Raw genomic sequence first — 17,033 nt, forward strand, 5'->3', positions numbered from 1 at the left:
TATCCTAAAATGTCCGCCGGTTTAAACCAGGCACAGCGCGAAGCTGTGCATTATCTTGATAGTCCTTGTTTAGTCCTGGCCGGTGCGGGCAGTGGCAAAACGCGTGTAATTACGCAAAAAATCGCATATCTGATTGAAGCGCGAGGGTTTGAGCCTAAACATATTGCTGCCGTGACCTTCACCAATAAGGCTGCTGCTGAAATGCGGGAGCGCGTTGCGCAATTGCTCGAAGGTAAAACCCTGTCTGCCCCTGGCAAGGAGGGGCGCAAGATACCTACTAAGCAGCTCACCGTGTGTACGTTTCATTCACTTGGCTTGCAAATGCTTAGGCAAGAAGCTGAGCAGGTTGGGTTGAAGCCGCAGTTTTCAATCATGGATGCGCAAGATTGTTTTACGCTGCTCCAAGAACAAGCGGCGACCACGGATAAGGCGCTGATCCGCCGTATTCAAAACGCGATTTCGCTGTGGAAAAATGCGCTGGTGACGCCAGAGCACGCACTGGCCAATGCGAGCGATGAAGATGAGCATCAAGCTGCACTGATCTATCGTAATTATGTCGCAACGCTTAACGCTTACCAGGCAGTGGATTTTGATGATTTGATTCGAATTCCGGCTGAACTTTTGGCGGCGCATGAGGCGGTGCGCGATAAATGGCAAAACCGGCTGCGTTATTTGCTGATTGATGAATATCAGGACACGAATACTTGCCAATATACGTTACTCAAGTGGTTAGTTGGGCCGCGTGCAGCATTTACAGCAGTGGGTGATGATGACCAAGCCATCTATGGTTGGCGCGGCGCGACCTTAGAAAACCTTAAGCAATTGCAAATTGATTTTCCGGTACTTAAGGTGATCAAGCTTGAGCAAAACTATCGTTCGACGGTGCGTATTTTGGATGCGGCGAATAATGTGATTGCCAACAATCCCAAATTGTTTGAAAAAAAGTTGTGGAGCGAATATGGAATAGGCGATGCGATTACGGTCACCGCTGCCAATGATGAAGAGCATGAGGCTGAGTCAGTGGTTTTTCGGCTCTCCGCACACCGGTTTGAGCGGCGCGCGCAGTTTCGGGATTATGCAATTCTGTATCGGGGTAATTTTCAGGCGCGAGTATTGGAGCAGGTATTGCGCCGTGAGCGAATTCCCTATGTTTTATCAGGAGGACAGTCGTTTTTTGAGCGCACTGAAATTAAAGATGTATGCGCCTATTTAAGGCTGATTGCTAATGCGGACGATGATCCCGCTTTTATCCGAGCGGTGACGACCCCGCGCCGCGGCGTTGGCAGCACCACGCTAGAATCCCTGGGCGCTTTTGCCGGGCAAGCGAAGAGTTCGCTGTTTGAGGCGGTTTACATGGGAGCGCTTGAAGCGCGGCTTGCGGCGCGCCAGCTTGAGCCACTGCGCGCGTTTTGCGATTTTATTGAGCGTTTGCGGGTACGCGCTACTAAAGAGCCGGCGTCGGTTTTATTAGATGACTTAATGGCGGGCATTCAATATGAAGCTTATCTGTACGACACATACGATGATCGCCAGGCGCGCACAAAATGGCAAAATGTCCTTGAGTTTCTTGATTGGCTTAAGCGCAAAGGAACTCAGCCTGAGCGGGAAGAGCAAACAGCGACCGGCTTTGATACAGCCGATGGCTTAGCCGATACAGGTAGAAATTTATTGCAATTAGTGCAAATGGTGGCTTTGATGTCAATGCTTGATGGGCGCGATGAAGACCCCGATGTAGTTAGGCTATCAACTGTGCATGCTGCAAAAGGGCTGGAATATCCGCATGTATTTTTAATGGGGTGCGAAGAGGGGATTTTGCCGCATCGAGGTAGTGAGGGAAGTGAAATGGATGACGCGCGGATCGAGGAGGAGCGGCGTTTGATGTACGTAGCCATTACTCGCGCCAAGCGCAGCCTGCATATTACGTATTGCACTAAACGCAAATATGCGCAGCAAACGCAAGTATGCGAACCCTCACGTTTTATCGCAGAAATGGAGCTAGACGAAACGGCGCCTGGTGTGCCGGAAGTTGCACCGATGACGCCGAAAGATCGTTTGGCAAGTTTGAAAGCGTTGCTGAATTGACCGAGCCTTTTATATACAGAGCAATTTTATTTAACTGCATTAATCATATAATCAACGGCTGCTTTAACTTCAGCATCGGGGGCATTTGAGCCGCCTTTAGGCAGCATATTGCCTTTGCCATGCAAGGCGTAGTTATAGATGGTCTCCATTGACTCTTTTAAGCGAGGCGCCCAGGCGGTTTTATCACCCAATTTAGGAGCATCCATTACGCCCGTGCCGTGGCAGGCGATACAAAATTTTGAGTAGAGCGCTTTACCTGCTTGCGCTAGATCAGCACCTTGCGCGCTGGCAGAGGCGGATGGGGTTGGCAGTGCAGAGAGCGCGGCCATTGCAGCGGAGGCGGTAGCGGGTGCAGCCTGGGCTGGCGTTACAGTTGCGGCTAGGGCTGGCGCTGGCGCTGCTGCTTCGTGGATCTCAAGTTGCGCAATCGGGGCGATGCGCTGAGCGATAGCATTTTGCGACATCGCATCGGTGCCTGCACCTGCGCGATAGGTGTTATCAACATATTCAATCAGCAAGAGAATGCCTACGACTGGAATCAAAAAAGAGGCGATCACAACTTGGATAAGCTGCCGCGGAGTTTTAATTAGAGTGTCGTGAGAGGTTTCGCTCATGTTAGTTTTGTCTCCTTTGTTGAACGATATTAACAAATTATAAGTTTAAATGCTTGTTGTAAGAGCGATTATGGGAGCGAGCATACGGATGGCGATCGCACTTGGGGGCCCTCCGCTTTACCAGGCTTGTGGTTTTCGCGATACGGAAATGAAGATTGTGCCCCATTTGGCAGCGTGATTGGCAAGAAGTCGTGCCATTTTTGTCGATCCGATGCTGCTGCATAAAATGGGAGCAGCTCCCATTTTATGCAAGGTTGCTAAGTTATAAGAGTAAACTCAATCTAGATCGGTTCTAGAGATCAAGCTAAGATTTTGAGGTGAAATAATTTTGAAATGGGACAATTGGCCAGAGTCATGCAATATATACTGAATATGACAATCAATATTATTCAGATTAAATTTTGAGTTAACTGTTTTGGTATTTAATTTATTATCATTATTATGAATCGAGAGCTTACCGTATAATAGACTCATTTCTATTAAGCTAGCGAGTTTGCGTATCCGCTTAGGATCTTTATTTTTTAGCTCTTCAGGGAAATCGTAGACACTCATAAAAACAATTTTCTTGGTGTTTTCTGCTCTCTGTTTAGGTAACCGTAGAATAACTATAATATTTTTGGCAGAGGCTAATTTGGGAGATTGAAGGTCTTCAGATGGAATATTTAATGGGATAGCGCCGTAGCTTAATAGTTCGGTGAGAAGGTTGTTGCGATTTTGATCACCATTCGGTGCATTAATTGACGCTTGAGTTTTCCATACTGATCGATAATCCACGCCAATTGGAAAAGTAGAAGGATGATAAGTTGCATATAACTTTCCAAAGGCTTCGATAGCTGCCATCTTATCTTGGTTTTCTTTCGGTGAATTCTGCCATTTTTCATAAACCTTTATCTGTGCGTCAATGATTTCTTTGCCGGTTGTCTTATACATTGAATGTATAATCATTTCTTTTATTATATTATTTTTTGCCTGATCAAGAAGCATATGTTCTTGAAATAATGCATGGCCTTCATCTAGCATCCATTCATGAATTTTCTCTTTTTCAGAGTGTATTTCTTTGGGTTGATATTTGGCATGGCTTATCTCATGACTTAGCACGATCAAAGTCATGATAGGAGACTCTAAATTATTAGATCCGATCCATATTTGTTTTTTTTCTCTGTTACAGTAACTTGAGTGCTGAGGATTTAATTGAATGGTCCAGCCATCTTCTATTAATTTTGAATAACTTTTTTCTAGCTCCGAGAAATGAGAAAATAGTTCATCAAGCTCGGTTCCTGGGGTAGCGTCAATAATTTCCCCGTCTTTGTCTTTTATTATTCCAGTAAGAGTATAGGTATAAGTTTCATTTTCTCTATTTTTTAGAGTTTTCCTATACACGTTAAAGCCAGGCAGTTCTAAGCTGGCGCGGCAGCAATTTTCTGGTCGCATCAATTCTTTTAAGAATTGGCTAGGCTCCAGATTCACTGTAGCTGCCCACTCCCTAAATGTATGGTGATGCTTGCCTGCTAAAATGGCCTCAACACCCTCGCAATTAGAAGATTCTGACGAAAGCTGTCGTATATAGCTTTGGGTTACTTTGTAAGGCTGAGTAGTTGGCACAAACAAATTTAAAATTTCGCCTGACTTTTTATCGGATTGTATGAGCAGATCTAAAATCGTGCCTGCGTAATAAAAATTATAACAATGCCAACCTTCGCCAATATCGGGTGCCGGCTCTCCTGCAGCAGAAGTTAAGCCAGTTTTGATCAGACTATAAATTTCATCAGAATTGAAAATACCGATAGCTTGTAAATTATTTGCACAAGAATTTTCTATCTCTAGCGCTCGCTCCGTAGTTAACCATTTAAGATCTCCATTCAGATCAGAAGTATAAAATTTTAATTGTTCTGGTTTTAATATTTGATTCGTTTTATCAAAATAGATTTGTGTAATTTTAAAAATTATCGGCTCGTTTTTTTTGAGTTCTAGAGAAGTCTGTTTAGTGTTTTCTTCGCTATAGATTTCAGCATCACTTGCGTTCTTATTAGGGCTTTCAAGTTCTCTTAGGATTTGTTCAAATTGGTCGATCGATAAGGTTGTTGAGTTCAAATATGCATGCTGGTATAGCTCTTCCAAAGCAGAGGAGTTAAACGTTATTGCTTGATTTTGCCAACTATCTTTACCATATTCAGCCAGCATTTCATTCCGTAGCGTGAAATTATTTTGGATGCTATGAGCGTCTCGCTGCAAGCGGCTTTGGCTATATTGATCACGGTTTTCAATTGGAATGGGACTTGTATTGTTTGCGTGTCCTACTTTATAAGCTAAGGTAAATAAATAATGATCTGGATGGTAGCGGCTAGAGTTTTGATTGTTTAATTGAATGCCTGGACCAATGACCTGCCTTTGAGCCAGTTGATGAGGATACGCTTGGTCAGCTAAACGCTCATATTCTCTAAGGTTCCATCCTTTTTTCTCCAAAAGAGTGAGTGGACTCTCTAAAATCAAGCTATCGCCTTTTATAGAATTTAGATCAAGTACGGGATGCCGCGGTAAGGTCAGCGCAGGAAAATTGGCAAGCGATGGGCGAGCGCCGCTTCCTTTTTTCTTTTTTGCTACAGGGGGCGTTCCTGAAAGACGTTCCTGAGAATCCTGTTTCCTTTTGGACGAACCACTGGGCGGCGGAGCGGATGGCGCAGAATCGTTGGGCCGAGTTGAAGGATTAGAGAATCCTGTTAGTGGTTTGAATTGCTTCATTAACAACCTTTCAAATATCAAATTTGATCATGCCAGTTGCAATTCAATTTTTAAGAGCTACAGATTACTGATTGAACGCCTATGGCGCTTACTACGCATTTGCGCTCAATGCGCTAAACTGGATTAGTTTATAGTGCAGATTGACTTAAATATTCTCAAAATAGTTCAACTTGACGTAAAAATAGATTGTTGTTTGTCTGCGGCTCCCTGTCTGTAGGGCTGGTTAGAATTTTCCGCCCTGCGGGTGGCGTGTTCCATTCAGATTAACCATGCAGACGCATGGACTTCGTGTCCTGAAACGGGTATCCTTGCGGTTTCGCCGAGCAGTCTCTGATTTTGCGAAGCGCCCGTAGCTCAGTGGATAGAGTGTCGGCCTCCGAAGCCGAAGGTCGCTGGTTCGATCCCAGCCGGGCGCGCCATAAACTAAATAAAATAAGCGTTTTTACACTTTCTTTATGCTTTTTAGCATAACTTTTTCTCTTCTTTTATACGTATTAGCCTAACCTTCAGCTTGTCTTAAAGAACAAATGGAGAATAAAAAATGGATGCGTTGTACTTGGCTTGTCTAGCTTTTTTTAGCACGGTAAATGTTGCATTAATTATGGGTTGCGCTCAATTGCGCGTTAAACGCGAGGAGCGGTCATGATTTGGGTGGCGGGAATCAGTGCTGGACTGCTTTTTGCCTATCTTGTCTATGCCTTGTTATGGGTGGAGGCATTTGAATGAATACCAATCAAATTGCGCAAATGGCCTTTTATCTGGTGCTTTTGCTAGCACTGGCGGTTCCTCTCGGGCGCTATATGGCGGGGATTATGGAGGGGACTTCTTGGGTTGTGCGCCGCTTTGGCAGAGCGCTTGAGGATAGAGTGTTCCGGCTTGCTGGGATTCATCCGCAGGCAGAAATGAATTGGCGGCATTATGCGGTGGCGGTGGTTGCCTTCAATGGGTTGGGTGTTTTGGCATTGTATCTGTTGCTGCGCATGCAAGGTTTGTTTGCTCTCAGTGGGCCTGAATTTTCTGCCCCCTCGGCAGCGACGGCTTTTAATATCGCGGTGAGTTTTGTGACCAATACCAATTGGCAAAATTATGCGGGTGAGAGCAGCATGACCTATCTCACGCAAATGTTAGGGCTGACCGTACAAAATTTTTTATCGGCCGCGACTGGGATTGCAGTGGTGTTCGCGTTAATCCGTGGTTTCACGCGTCATAGCGCGCAGACGATTGGGAATTTTTGGGTGGATTTGACGAGAATTACGTTGTATATCTTGTTGCCCCTCGCGCTCATCGTCTCAGTGTTGTTTATGAGCCAAGGCGTACTGCAAAATTTCTCAGCATACCGCGCGGTGTCTACGCTGCAAGGGACGACGCAGACCCTAGCGATGGGTCCGGTTGCATCACAAGAAGCGATTAAGTTGATTGGCACCAATGGCGGTGGTTTTTTCAATGCGAATTCTGCACATCCGTATGAAAACCCAACTCCTTTATCGAATCTGATTCAAACGCTCTCGATTTTATTAATTCCGGCTAGTTTATGTTTTTCGTTTGGGCGCATCGTGGGCGACAGACGGCAAGGATGGGCTTTATTTGCCGCGATGGCGCTTGCCTTAAGCGTGGCTACTCTGGCTGAAGTCGCGGCAGAGCAGGCGGGCAATCCAATTTTGACTACCTTGGGTGCGGATCAAACGATGCAGGCAAGCCAGCCAGGCGGCAATATGGAGGGCAAAGAAACGCGTTTTGGGATCACGCAAACCGGTATTTTTACGGTTGTCACCACAGCCGCGTCATGTGGTGCGGTGAACGCAATGCATGATTCTTTAACGCCGTTGGGCGGACTGATTCCATTGCTCCTGATGCAGTTGGGTGAAGTGATTTTCGGGGGCGTCGGCTCGGGTCTGTATGGCATGCTGATTTTCGCTTTGCTGGCAGTTTTTATCGCCGGTTTAATGATAGGCCGTACCCCAGAGTATCTCGGCAAAAAGATCGAAGTCTATGAAATGAAAATGGTCGCGATCATTGTATTGCTTACGCCTTTTTTAGTGTTGCTGGGCACTGCGCTTGCCGTGTCAGTTGGCGCTGGCGTAGCGGCGATTGCTAATCCTGGACCTCATGGCCTATCGGAAGTTTTATATGCGTTTAGCTCAGCGGCGAACAATAACGGTAGCGCGTTTGCAGGCCTCTCGGTAAATACCCCTTTCTATAACTTGACCACGGCGCTGGCGATGTGGTTTGGTCGCTTTGCCGCAATCATTCCGGTGCTGGCATTAGCTGGCGCGCTGGCCGCGAAAAAACGCATGGCGGCGTCAGCTGGCACCATGCCTACGCATGGTCCATTGTTTGTCTTGCTATTGCTGAGCACCGTGTTGCTAGTAGGCGCTCTAACTTATATTCCAGCATTAGCGCTCGGGCCTATCGTCGAGCATTTAATCATGATGAGCTATCGCTAGTTACGAGGTTTTTTATGAATCGTCATATAAGCACTTCCTCAATATTTAAGCTAGAAATGATCCAGCCTGCACTAGTTGGGGCCTTTAAAAAGTTAGCGCCGCGCACGCAATTACGTAATCCAGTGATGTTTTGCGCTTATATCGCCAGTGTCTTAAGCACGCTGCTATGGCTGGTTGCGCTGGTTCAAGCCACCCCGACGGCGGGTTTTATTTTGGCCGTGACGCTGTGGCTATGGTTCACGGTTTTATTTGCGAACTTTGCCGAAGCGTTGGCAGAAGGCCGCAGTAAGGCGCAGGCGGCCTCGCTGCGTGGCGCAAAACGTGACTTAATCGCCAAGCAGCTCAGTGAACCTCATTATGGCTCGCCGCATCATGCGGTAAGCGGCAACGCGCTACGCAAAGGCGATCTGATTTTAGTTGAGGCGGGTGACACGATTGCGGCGGACGGAGAAGTGATTGAAGGGCTGGCGGCAGTCGATGAGTCCGCCATTACGGGTGAGTCTGCGCCGGTGATTCGTGAGGCTGGAGGAGATTTTTCCGCAGTCACAGGGGGCACGCGGGTGCTCTCGGATTGGCTTATCGTGCGGGTTATGGTCAATCCGGGCGAGGCTTTTCTTGACCGCATGATTGCGATGGTTGAAGGGGCTAAACGGCAAAAAACGCCGAATGAAATCGCGCTGACAATTCTTTTAGTAGCGCTCACAATCGTGTTGCTGTTAGCCACTGCCACCCTCCTGCCTTTTTCGCTCTTTAGCGTGCAGGCGATGCAAGCGGGGCAGGCGGTGAGCCTGACGGCGCTGGTCGCGCTTTTTGTTTGCTTAATCCCCACTACGATTGGCGGTTTACTCTCAGCGATTGGTGTGGCGGGGATGAGCCGTATGATGCAGGCTAATGTGATTGCGACTTCCGGGCGCGCCGTCGAAGCAGCGGGGGATATTGATGTGTTGCTGTTAGATAAAACCGGCACCATCACGTTAGGCAATCGGCAAGCCGCCGCGTTTTGCCCAGCCCCGGGGGTGAGTGAGCAAGCGCTAGCTGAAGCAGCGCAACTGGCTTCATTGGCGGATGAGACGCCAGAAGGGCGCAGTATCGTAGTGTTGGCTAAACAGCGCTTTAATCTGCGTGAGCGGGAGATGGGCGCGTTGCAGGCGGCTTTTCTGCCTTTTACGGCGCAGACTCGCATGAGCGGCGTAGATTTAGCGACGCGTCAGATCCGCAAAGGAGCCGCTGAGGCGATAAACCAATACCTGGCTGAGGGCGGCATGTCCTTTGCACCCGTGTTGCAGGCCACGATCGATGAAATTGCGCGTAGAGGCAGCACGCCATTGGTGGTTGCCGAGCAATTAGAAGGTCAGCGGCGCGCGTTGGGGGTCATTGAATTAAAAGATATTGTTAAAGGTGGGATTAAAGAGCGTTTTGCAGAATTGCGCAAAATGGGGATTAAGACCGTCATGATGACGGGCGATAATCGACTCACCGCGGCGGCGATTGCCGCCGAAGCGGGGGTCGATGATTTTTTAGCGGAAGCCACGCCGGAGGCGAAACTGGCAACTATCCGCGGTTTTCAAGCGGAGGGGCGGCTGGTCGCAATGACGGGCGATGGCACCAATGATGCGCCGGCTTTGGCGCAAGCCGACGTCGCGGTCGCCATGAATAGCGGCACCCAGGCGGCGAAAGAAGCCGGCAACATGGTGGATCTTGATTCAAACCCAACTAAGCTGATTGAGATTGTTGAAATTGGCAAACAAATGCTCATGACGCGCGGTGCGTTGACCACCTTCTCAATCGCCAATGATGTCGCCAAGTATTTTGCCATTATTCCGGCTGCGTTTGCGACTACCTATCCACAGCTTAACACGCTGAATATCATGCAATTGGCCAGTCCAACGTCAGCCATTTTATCGGCGGTGATCTTCAATGCATTAATTATTGTCGTGCTGATTCCACTGGCATTAAAGGGCGTGCGTTATCGCCCGTTAGGCGCTGCCGCTTTATTGCGCCGTAATCTACTGATCTATGGTGTGGGCGGCATCTTGACCCCTTTTGTTGGGATTAAGGTAGTCGATTGGGTGCTTGCTGGGTTGGGGTTAGCTTAAAAAATCAAAGCTGAATGGAAGTCACATCATGAAAAATTTATTTCGTCCTTTATTCGTCTTGTTTGCGGTCCTTACTCTGCTCACGGGGGTTCTGTACCCAGTTGTGGTTACCGGGTTGGGGCGTTTGGCTTTTCCCGCGCAAGTGGAGGGCAGCTTGCTTTATCGTGATGGCAAAGTCGTAGGCTCCAAATTAATCGGCCAGCATTTTGATGCCGCTCACTATTTTTGGGGACGTCCTTCGGCGACCGCGTCTGTTCCCTACGATGCTCAGTCATCAAGTGGTTCCAATTGGGGGCCAACGCATCCTGCGCTAGCGGATGGAGTGAAGCAGCGGATAGCAAAATTGCGTGCCGTCGATCCGCGCCAGACCCAACCGCTACCGATTGATTTGGTGACCGCTTCAGCCAGCGGTTTAGATCCTGAAATTAGCGTAGCTGCCGCTCAGTATCAGGCGTCTCGAGTAGCGCAGGTCCGCCATTTGCCCTTAGCTGAGGTCGAGCAGTTGATTCAGCGCCATACTCAGGCGCGGCAGTTTGGCCTATTAGGGGAAGCCCGGGTTAATGTATTGCTGTTGAATTTAGCGCTGGACGAGAAAAAAACGCAGTAACCCTAAGCACTAAGCTATGATGGGATGGCTATCGTGGTTAAATTTTTAACTAATTTAAGTAAATCTTCGTTTAGCGTGAGTGATGTCGCAGAGAATACCTGTTCCCCTCGCTCGACTACACCGCCGACATCGCGGATTTCTCAAACGTTACAGCGGTTCCGCGCCTATCCTAAAAAAATCCAGCAATGGAGCAACCGTTTTCAACTCATCAGTGTCACTAAAACGGTTGGGCCGGGCCTTCATACTCAAACTAAAACTCACCAATCCGCTGCCGATAATCCGATTCAATTCGCCCTCCAGCAACCGGAAAAGGCGAGTCATAACACTACAGCAAATACGGAGGATTTGAGTTTTGAGTTTAAAAAACCTAGCATCTTTAAAAGTCAGGTTGCGCCATTTGTAAGTATCTTGCAAACGCGGCCGGCGCGTTTGCGTCGCAAGGAACGTTCCAGCACCCGTAAAAAAATCGCGCAGGGTATGGCGCAAATTCGGCTTGACGCAATGCTGAGTAAGAGCGCCTGGTTGGCGCATCTGCGGCAGTTATTTCAGGTAAAAATTGACTGTCCCCAGGTCCAAGCACTAGGCGATATAGTGCACGAAATCTGGCCTAATGAGAGGGAAGATGTCGAGTTGCCGTTCGCCGCTCGGACCTGCTTGGTAGAAGCGTTAGCTGAGGGGGCGCAAGGCGATATTGAGTTGGCCACTCAAGTATTAAAACAGCTGAGGCAAAAAGGAATAGCGGAGCTGGAGATTGATCGTTTCTACCAGCAAGATGCTAAAGTAACCGGTGCTATTTGGCATACTGCTCAGGCGCTATCGCGTGCGCCAGAGGGCTTGCGCGCATTGGAAAAAATCCTCCCATCTCATCACGCACCATTTGCCATGCAAGAGGGCGAACTCAGTTCCTCTCAAGTTGAGCGTGTGCAAATGCAACAGCGCCGCTCACAAGCGTTGGCGATTTTTTTGCAAACAGGAGATTATTTGCGCACGCGTGATTTAAAGATGAGTAAAGCATCTGATGCGCTTGCAAAGTCAGCGCTGCGCGCGGCACAAAAATTATGGCGTGAGCCGCGCGTAGAGCATGCTGGACTTAAGCGTCAGGAAAAAAATGCGTATTTCAGTTGGCGGCAAGGTTTTGTGCAAGAGGGCCGGCATACCGATTTATCGCGTATGCGAGGGCGCTGGCACAAGATGGTGGGGCGCTGGGCGCAACGCGCGCAGAAACGCAAGTCGAAAACGGTGGTTTTTAAAATACGGAGCCTGTTGGGCAAAGATAAAACCCCGTTTAAGCCAATGATCAAACACTTGTTTGATGCCCATCCAAGTTCCAATGAAAAAACTTTTGCAGCCAAGCTACAAGAAACCCTAAGCGCATTGGCGCAACGCATACATAGCGAGAGCGACAACCAGGTGATTTTTACCGATGGCGCAAACGGTGGTTTGGACAATGCCGGACTCTCGATTAATCAAGGGATTTGGTCGATTACTCCCTACCTAACAGCCCTGAAAGGCCGGCATGGCATATTTAAAATGGGCGCGCAGCCAGCCGGAGGCATCCTCGAGTTTGGCGCTGAAGACCAATATAAAGGAGGGGCCGGAGTTGCAACGATGGCCGGGCTTACAATTCCCGGGTTTTTACTAGGCGGCGGCCTTGACGTAAGCGTAAGCGGCCAGTCTTCTCATTTTACAGGGGTCAGCCTACAAATGCCGAGTCACTTTGCCAGTCGCCCAGCTCAATTAAAGTCTGCTGATTGGCGTGCCGAGATGGCCGCTTTAACAGACTTTTTGGCGCATGAAATAGCGCGCGCGAGCCAAGCCGAGCTTGACGAAAGCGACGTGTGGGACGCCTTGGTCGACCGTTTCTTTGACTCAAATCTTTCAGTCGCTTGGCGCGCAGCCAAAAGTTCAGGGGTTAACTTGAGCAGCTCTTTGTTTTTGAGTGCGCGTGTCGACCTTGGTCGCGCCGCGCTGCCACCTCGTTTAAGTGCGACCTCTTCAGTTGCCATAAGCTATGATCCATTTGTGCAGCGTCGTCAGCAAGATAACAGTGGACGACTCCGTAACGAGACCTTCAGCATAGAAAGTGGCGTGAGTCTTTCCGCCTCATTATCGGCCGCGTTGGCTAACCCAGACCTAGCCATCAATGGCGGTGCAGAGCAGCCTTCAGCGCTGAGCTTGCCGCTGAATCCACTATATACTGCCGGCGTCGAATTTTTTACAGCGGGCGTCTCTACAACCTATTCAATGACGCGCGATGAAGCTGGCTACATTCCAGAGCTGATGTTACGCGAGGTCGCCTATTCAGACATTTATAGTATAAAAAAAGCGATCTTAAACACGCCAGAATGGCAGTCCACCGAGCAAGGAAAAAAACTACAGGCATTTATCGATCAACAGCTTGCCTCCAATCAGCCGCACTGTGCTTTGGTCGAACGCTGGAAAATGGAGCCACTGGCGGTCAAACAGCTGGACGGGCTTCACGCATTAGTGAATATTTTAGAGGTGCAGCATGCGCGCGCTTCCGCGCCAAAGGTTAAAGGTGCGTTGCAAAATCAAATTGATTACTATCGACACTGCGCGACGGAGATTATCAATGATGAGACGCACTGGTTGCCGTCCGGGCTTTATTCTGAGCAAGCGGTAGAGCACCAAGAAGCGCAAGGTTTTGCATGGGGCCTAGCGGCTCAGCGCGTGACTAGTGCAAGTGGAGTTGGGGCGCTGCGTTGGGATGACGCGACAGCGCAGATGTTTCGCGCCCGGGTGGCGCAGCTGAGTCGTGCTGAGCCTAGGTTAGAGCCTTCATTGGCCTTGCCTGAGGACCTTTTAACGCCTCTTTCGGTTTTATTTAAACAAGGTCTAGATGAATTAAGCGCGCGCCAGTCCAGCGTACATACTAACAATTAAGCGAGAGAACCTGGGAGAACAGTGTGGAAAGACCTGATCCAGATGAGCTACTGGATAAACTGCAACGTAGCGCAGAAAAACAGCGGCGCGGCCGGCTTAAAATTTTTTTTGGCGCATGTGCTGGCGTTGGTAAAACTTTCGCAATGCTAAAAGCTGCGCGTTGCCGTCAAGCAGAAGGCGAGGATGTGGTGGTCGGCATTGTAGAGACCCATGGCCGAGCTGAAACGGCTGACTTGCTAGCCGGCTTAGAGGTGCTGCCACGCCAAAAATTAATCCAGCACGGGCGCCAATTATCTGAATTTGATCTAGATGCAGCGTTAGCGCGCAAGCCGGCTTTAATCTTAGTGGATGAACTGGCCCATACCAATGTGGCGGGTGCGCGTCATTTAAAGCGCTGGCAAGATGTTTGCGAATTACTGGAAGCCGGCATTGATGTAGACACTACGATTAATGTTCAGCATCTTGGCAGTTTAAACGACATCGTGGGCCGCATCACGGGTATTCAAGTGCGCGAAATCGTGCCTGATCATATATTCGATTTAGCCGAAGAGGTGATGTTGGTAGATTTGCCGGCGGAAGAGCTGCTGACGCGTTTGCGCGATGGCAAAGTGTATTTGCCCCAACAGGCGGAGCGGGCGACGCAACATTTTTTCCGTAAAGGCAATCTGATTGCGCTGCGTGAACTCGCCTTGCGGCGCACGGCGGATCGCGTGGACGCGCAGATGCGCGAGTATCGCGCGGATCGTTCGATCCAATCTGTTTGGCAAGCGCGTGAGCGGCTTTTAGTTTGTCTTGGGCCTGGCCCAGAAAACCTCAGTTTAGTACGCGCGGCGGCGCGTCTTGCGGCTGCTTTGAAGGCGGATTGGATTGCGGCTTACGTCGAAACCCCAAAATTGCAGCGGCTGGGTGACGCGCAACGGACCCGCATCTTTGCTGCGCTCAAATTGGCGCAAGAATTAGGAGCGGAAACGGTGACGCCGAATGGCAGCGACGTAGCGGCCCAGCTCACAGCTTATGCACGGCTACGCAACGTGTCAAAGTTTGTGGTGGGCGCACCGTCCCGTACGCGTTTAGCAAATAGACTTAGCCAACCGTTGAGCATGAGATTGCTGCAGCAGGCCGCGGATATTGATTTGATATTGATTGCGACAGATGTCAAAGAGGCGCCGGCGACTTCAAATTTTTCTAGGCGCACCGATAAAAAGACAGCCACGCCCTCAAGCCATTTTGTCTACCATCGTTATTTGAAGGCCGGGGCGATGTGTGCCTTGATTACATGGCTAGCCACTACGTTTTTGGCGCATATTGATTTGACCAATTTGGCCATGCTTTACTTGCTTGGCGTGATTTTTGCCGCCGCTCGGCTGGGGCGTGGGCCGGGTGTATGCGCATCATTTTTGAGCGTAGCGGCTTTCGATTTCTTTTTTGTGCCACCTCGTTTTTCTTTAGCTGTGTCGGATGCAGAATATTTACTCACCTTTTTAGGGCTGCTGGCGACTTCGCTGGTGATCAGTCATTTAACCTCTAACTTGCGGCGCGAAGCGCGCATTGCCACGTATCGCGAACAGCGCACCAGCACGCTGTATGCAATGACCCGCGAGTTAGCGGCAGCGCTGACGACGGAGCAGATTATTGAAATTGGCAGCCGTCATATAAGCGAGATATTTCAAGCCAAGGTCTCGATCTTGCTGCCGGATAGTCTAGATAGAGTGCGTCAAAAAATTGAAAAGCCGAATCCACCTTGGAACTTAGACGAAGACCAAATTGATCTTGGGATTGCGCAGTGGACCTATAATCAGGCGCAAGCGGCAGGGCAAGGCACGGATACCTTAATGGCTGCGCCGGCGCTTTATTTGCCGCTTAAGGCTCCCATGCGCACGCGTGGCGTGCTCACGCTGATTCCCCGGCAGCAGCTCAGTGCGCCGGAGCAGAAGCAGTTGCTAGATACCCTAACGGCACAGGTTGCGTTGGCTCTAGAGAGAGTGCATTACGTTGAAGTCGCGCAAGATGCGTTAGTCTCGATGGAGTCGGAACGGATGCGTAACGCGCTCCTTGCCGCAATTTCGCACGATTTGCGCACGCCGCTCACTTCAATTGTAGGTTTTGCCTCAATGCTAATGTCTAAGACGCTAGAGCGCGCCACCCATAGCGAACTGGTTACAGCGATTCACGATGAGGCGCTCGCAATGAATCGGCTGGTCACGAATTTGCTGGATATGGCGCGCTTGCAAACCGGCGAAATTCAGCTCAATCGCCAGTGGTTGATGCTCGAAGAAGTGATTGGCAGCGCTTTGCATCAGTGCCGTCATTTGCTGGCTGGGCATTTAACCCAAGTGCAACTACCGCCTGATTTGCCTTTGTTGAAACTGGATGCTGTGTTGATTGAACGCTTACTGGTGAATTTATTGGAAAATGCCGCTAAGTACACACCGCGCGGAACGCGGCTTGAAATTAGCGCGACCTCGATTGTGGACCAGGGCCAGCCTATGGTGCGCGTTACGCTTGACGATCAGGGGCTGGGTCTACCGCTAGGAATGGAGACGCGTATCTTTGAAAAATTCACGCGCGGCGCAAAAGAGTTAACCCAGTCTGGGGTTGGCCTGGGTTTGGCGATTTGTCGTGCCATTGTAGCGGCTCATCAAGGTACGCTGGGGGCCGAAAATCTTTATCAAACCAAAGGCTCAACGCAGCCCAGCGGAGCTCGCTTCTGGTTTACCTTGCCGCTAGAAACATCGGACCCCATCGTGGCAGAAATTAAACTCTCTAGCGCTACAGAAAATGCAGCCCAGCAGCAAGGAGCAAGCTAATGGCCGAGTCTGCTATCAACATTGTATTAATTGAAGACGAAAAATCGATTTGTCGCTTTGTGCGGATTTCGCTTGAAGCTGAAGGAATGGTGGTGCATGAGGCGAACACTGGCCAGCAAGGGTTGATTGCTGCCGCCACGCGCCATCCTGCGCTGGTGATCGTCGACCTTGGGCTACCGGATATGGATGGCTTAGATGTGATTCGCGAATTGCGCAGTTGGAGTGAGCTACCCATCATCGTATTGTCCGCGCGAACGCAAGAACTTGAAAAAGTCGCGGCGCTGGATGCGGGGGCGGATGACTACCTGACTAAACCCTTTGGGGTATCTGAGTTAATGGCTAGGATACGCGCGCATTTACGTCGTTATAGCCGCGCTGAGGCAAATTCTGCGTCTAGCGTGACATTTGGCTTAATTACGGTTGAGTTGGCACAGCGGCAAGTTAAACGCGCGGGCGAGGTGATCCATCTAACGCCGCTTGAGTACCGACTCATCACAACGCTGATTCGCCATGCTGGGCGTGTGCTCACGCATCGCCAGCTATTGCGTGAGGTCTGGGGACCCTCACATGTCGAAAGCAATCACTATCTGCGGATTTATATGGGACATTTGCGCCAAAAATTAGAACGCGATCCGGCGCAGCCTGAGCATATTCTGACTGAAACTGGGGTGGGGTATCGGTTAGTTGGGGTGGATTACAGGGCCTCCGCTCACTAAGGCCAAGAATCGAATCACGCAAGT

Annotated in this window: 9 protein-coding genes and 1 tRNA gene; 8 read left to right on the forward strand and 2 right to left on the reverse strand. The window is 49.7% G+C overall.

The window, feature by feature from the left end; translation table 11 throughout:
* Positions 1-9: 9 nt before the first annotated feature.
* Positions 10-2,082, forward strand: coding sequence for a UvrD-helicase domain-containing protein (locus MCB1EB_RS04580; protein WP_045362641.1), 2,073 nt, complete (start codon positions 10-12; stop codon positions 2,080-2,082).
* 26 nt (positions 2,083-2,108) lie between these two features.
* Here MCB1EB_RS04580 and MCB1EB_RS04585 read toward each other — a convergent pair whose 3' ends face one another.
* Together MCB1EB_RS04585 and MCB1EB_RS04590 are read right to left on the reverse strand one after the other, a co-directional pair.
* Entirely contained in the window at positions 2,109-2,696 is a 588-nt protein-coding gene (locus MCB1EB_RS04585; protein WP_045362638.1) for a c-type cytochrome, read from the reverse strand.
* Positions 2,697-2,972: 276 nt separating this feature from the next.
* Positions 2,973-5,435 carry a hypothetical protein gene (locus tag MCB1EB_RS04590; RefSeq protein ID WP_126353887.1) on the reverse strand — a complete coding sequence of 821 codons (2,463 nt, stop codon included), beginning with the start codon at positions 5,433-5,435 and terminating at the stop codon, positions 2,973-2,975.
* A 343-nt stretch (positions 5,436-5,778) separates the two neighbouring features.
* Between MCB1EB_RS04590 and MCB1EB_RS04595 the strand changes: the two genes are divergently transcribed.
* The 7 genes from MCB1EB_RS04595 (at position 5,779) to kdpE (ending at position 17,009) form a co-directional block, all read left to right on the forward strand.
* A tRNA-Arg gene (locus MCB1EB_RS04595) sits at positions 5,779-5,854 on the forward strand.
* A gap of 303 nt (positions 5,855-6,157) precedes the next feature.
* The gene (gene kdpA, locus MCB1EB_RS04605; RefSeq protein ID WP_045362631.1) at positions 6,158-7,879 is read left to right on the forward strand and encodes a potassium-transporting ATPase subunit KdpA; all 1,722 of its coding nucleotides are present in this window, start codon (positions 6,158-6,160) and stop codon (positions 7,877-7,879) included.
* 14 nt (positions 7,880-7,893) lie between these two features.
* Complete coding sequence (gene kdpB, locus MCB1EB_RS04610) at positions 7,894-9,975, forward strand: potassium-transporting ATPase subunit KdpB (RefSeq protein WP_045362628.1); 2,082 nt, start codon at positions 7,894-7,896, stop codon at positions 9,973-9,975.
* Positions 9,976-10,003: 28 nt separating this feature from the next.
* Positions 10,004-10,582 (forward strand): potassium-transporting ATPase subunit KdpC, encoded by a 579-nt coding sequence (kdpC, locus tag MCB1EB_RS04615; RefSeq protein WP_045362616.1) that lies wholly within the window; start codon positions 10,004-10,006, stop codon positions 10,580-10,582.
* A 75-nt stretch (positions 10,583-10,657) separates the two neighbouring features.
* Complete coding sequence (locus tag MCB1EB_RS04620) at positions 10,658-13,486, forward strand: hypothetical protein (RefSeq protein WP_152034315.1); 2,829 nt, start codon at positions 10,658-10,660, stop codon at positions 13,484-13,486.
* A 23-nt stretch (positions 13,487-13,509) separates the two neighbouring features.
* Positions 13,510-16,293 carry a DUF4118 domain-containing protein gene (locus tag MCB1EB_RS04625; RefSeq protein WP_045362610.1) on the forward strand — a complete coding sequence of 928 codons (2,784 nt, stop codon included), beginning with the start codon at positions 13,510-13,512 and terminating at the stop codon, positions 16,291-16,293.
* Positions 16,293-17,009: a two-component system response regulator KdpE gene (kdpE, locus tag MCB1EB_RS04630; protein ID WP_045362609.1), complete on the forward strand. Its 717-nt coding sequence runs from the start codon at positions 16,293-16,295 to the stop codon at positions 17,007-17,009. Before MCB1EB_RS04625 ends, kdpE begins: the two co-directional genes overlap by 1 nt.
* Positions 17,010-17,033 lie beyond the last annotated feature (24 nt).

It is taken from the genome of Mycoavidus cysteinexigens, assembly GCF_003966915.1.
Taxonomy (GTDB): domain Bacteria; phylum Pseudomonadota; class Gammaproteobacteria; order Burkholderiales; family Burkholderiaceae; genus Mycoavidus; species Mycoavidus cysteinexigens.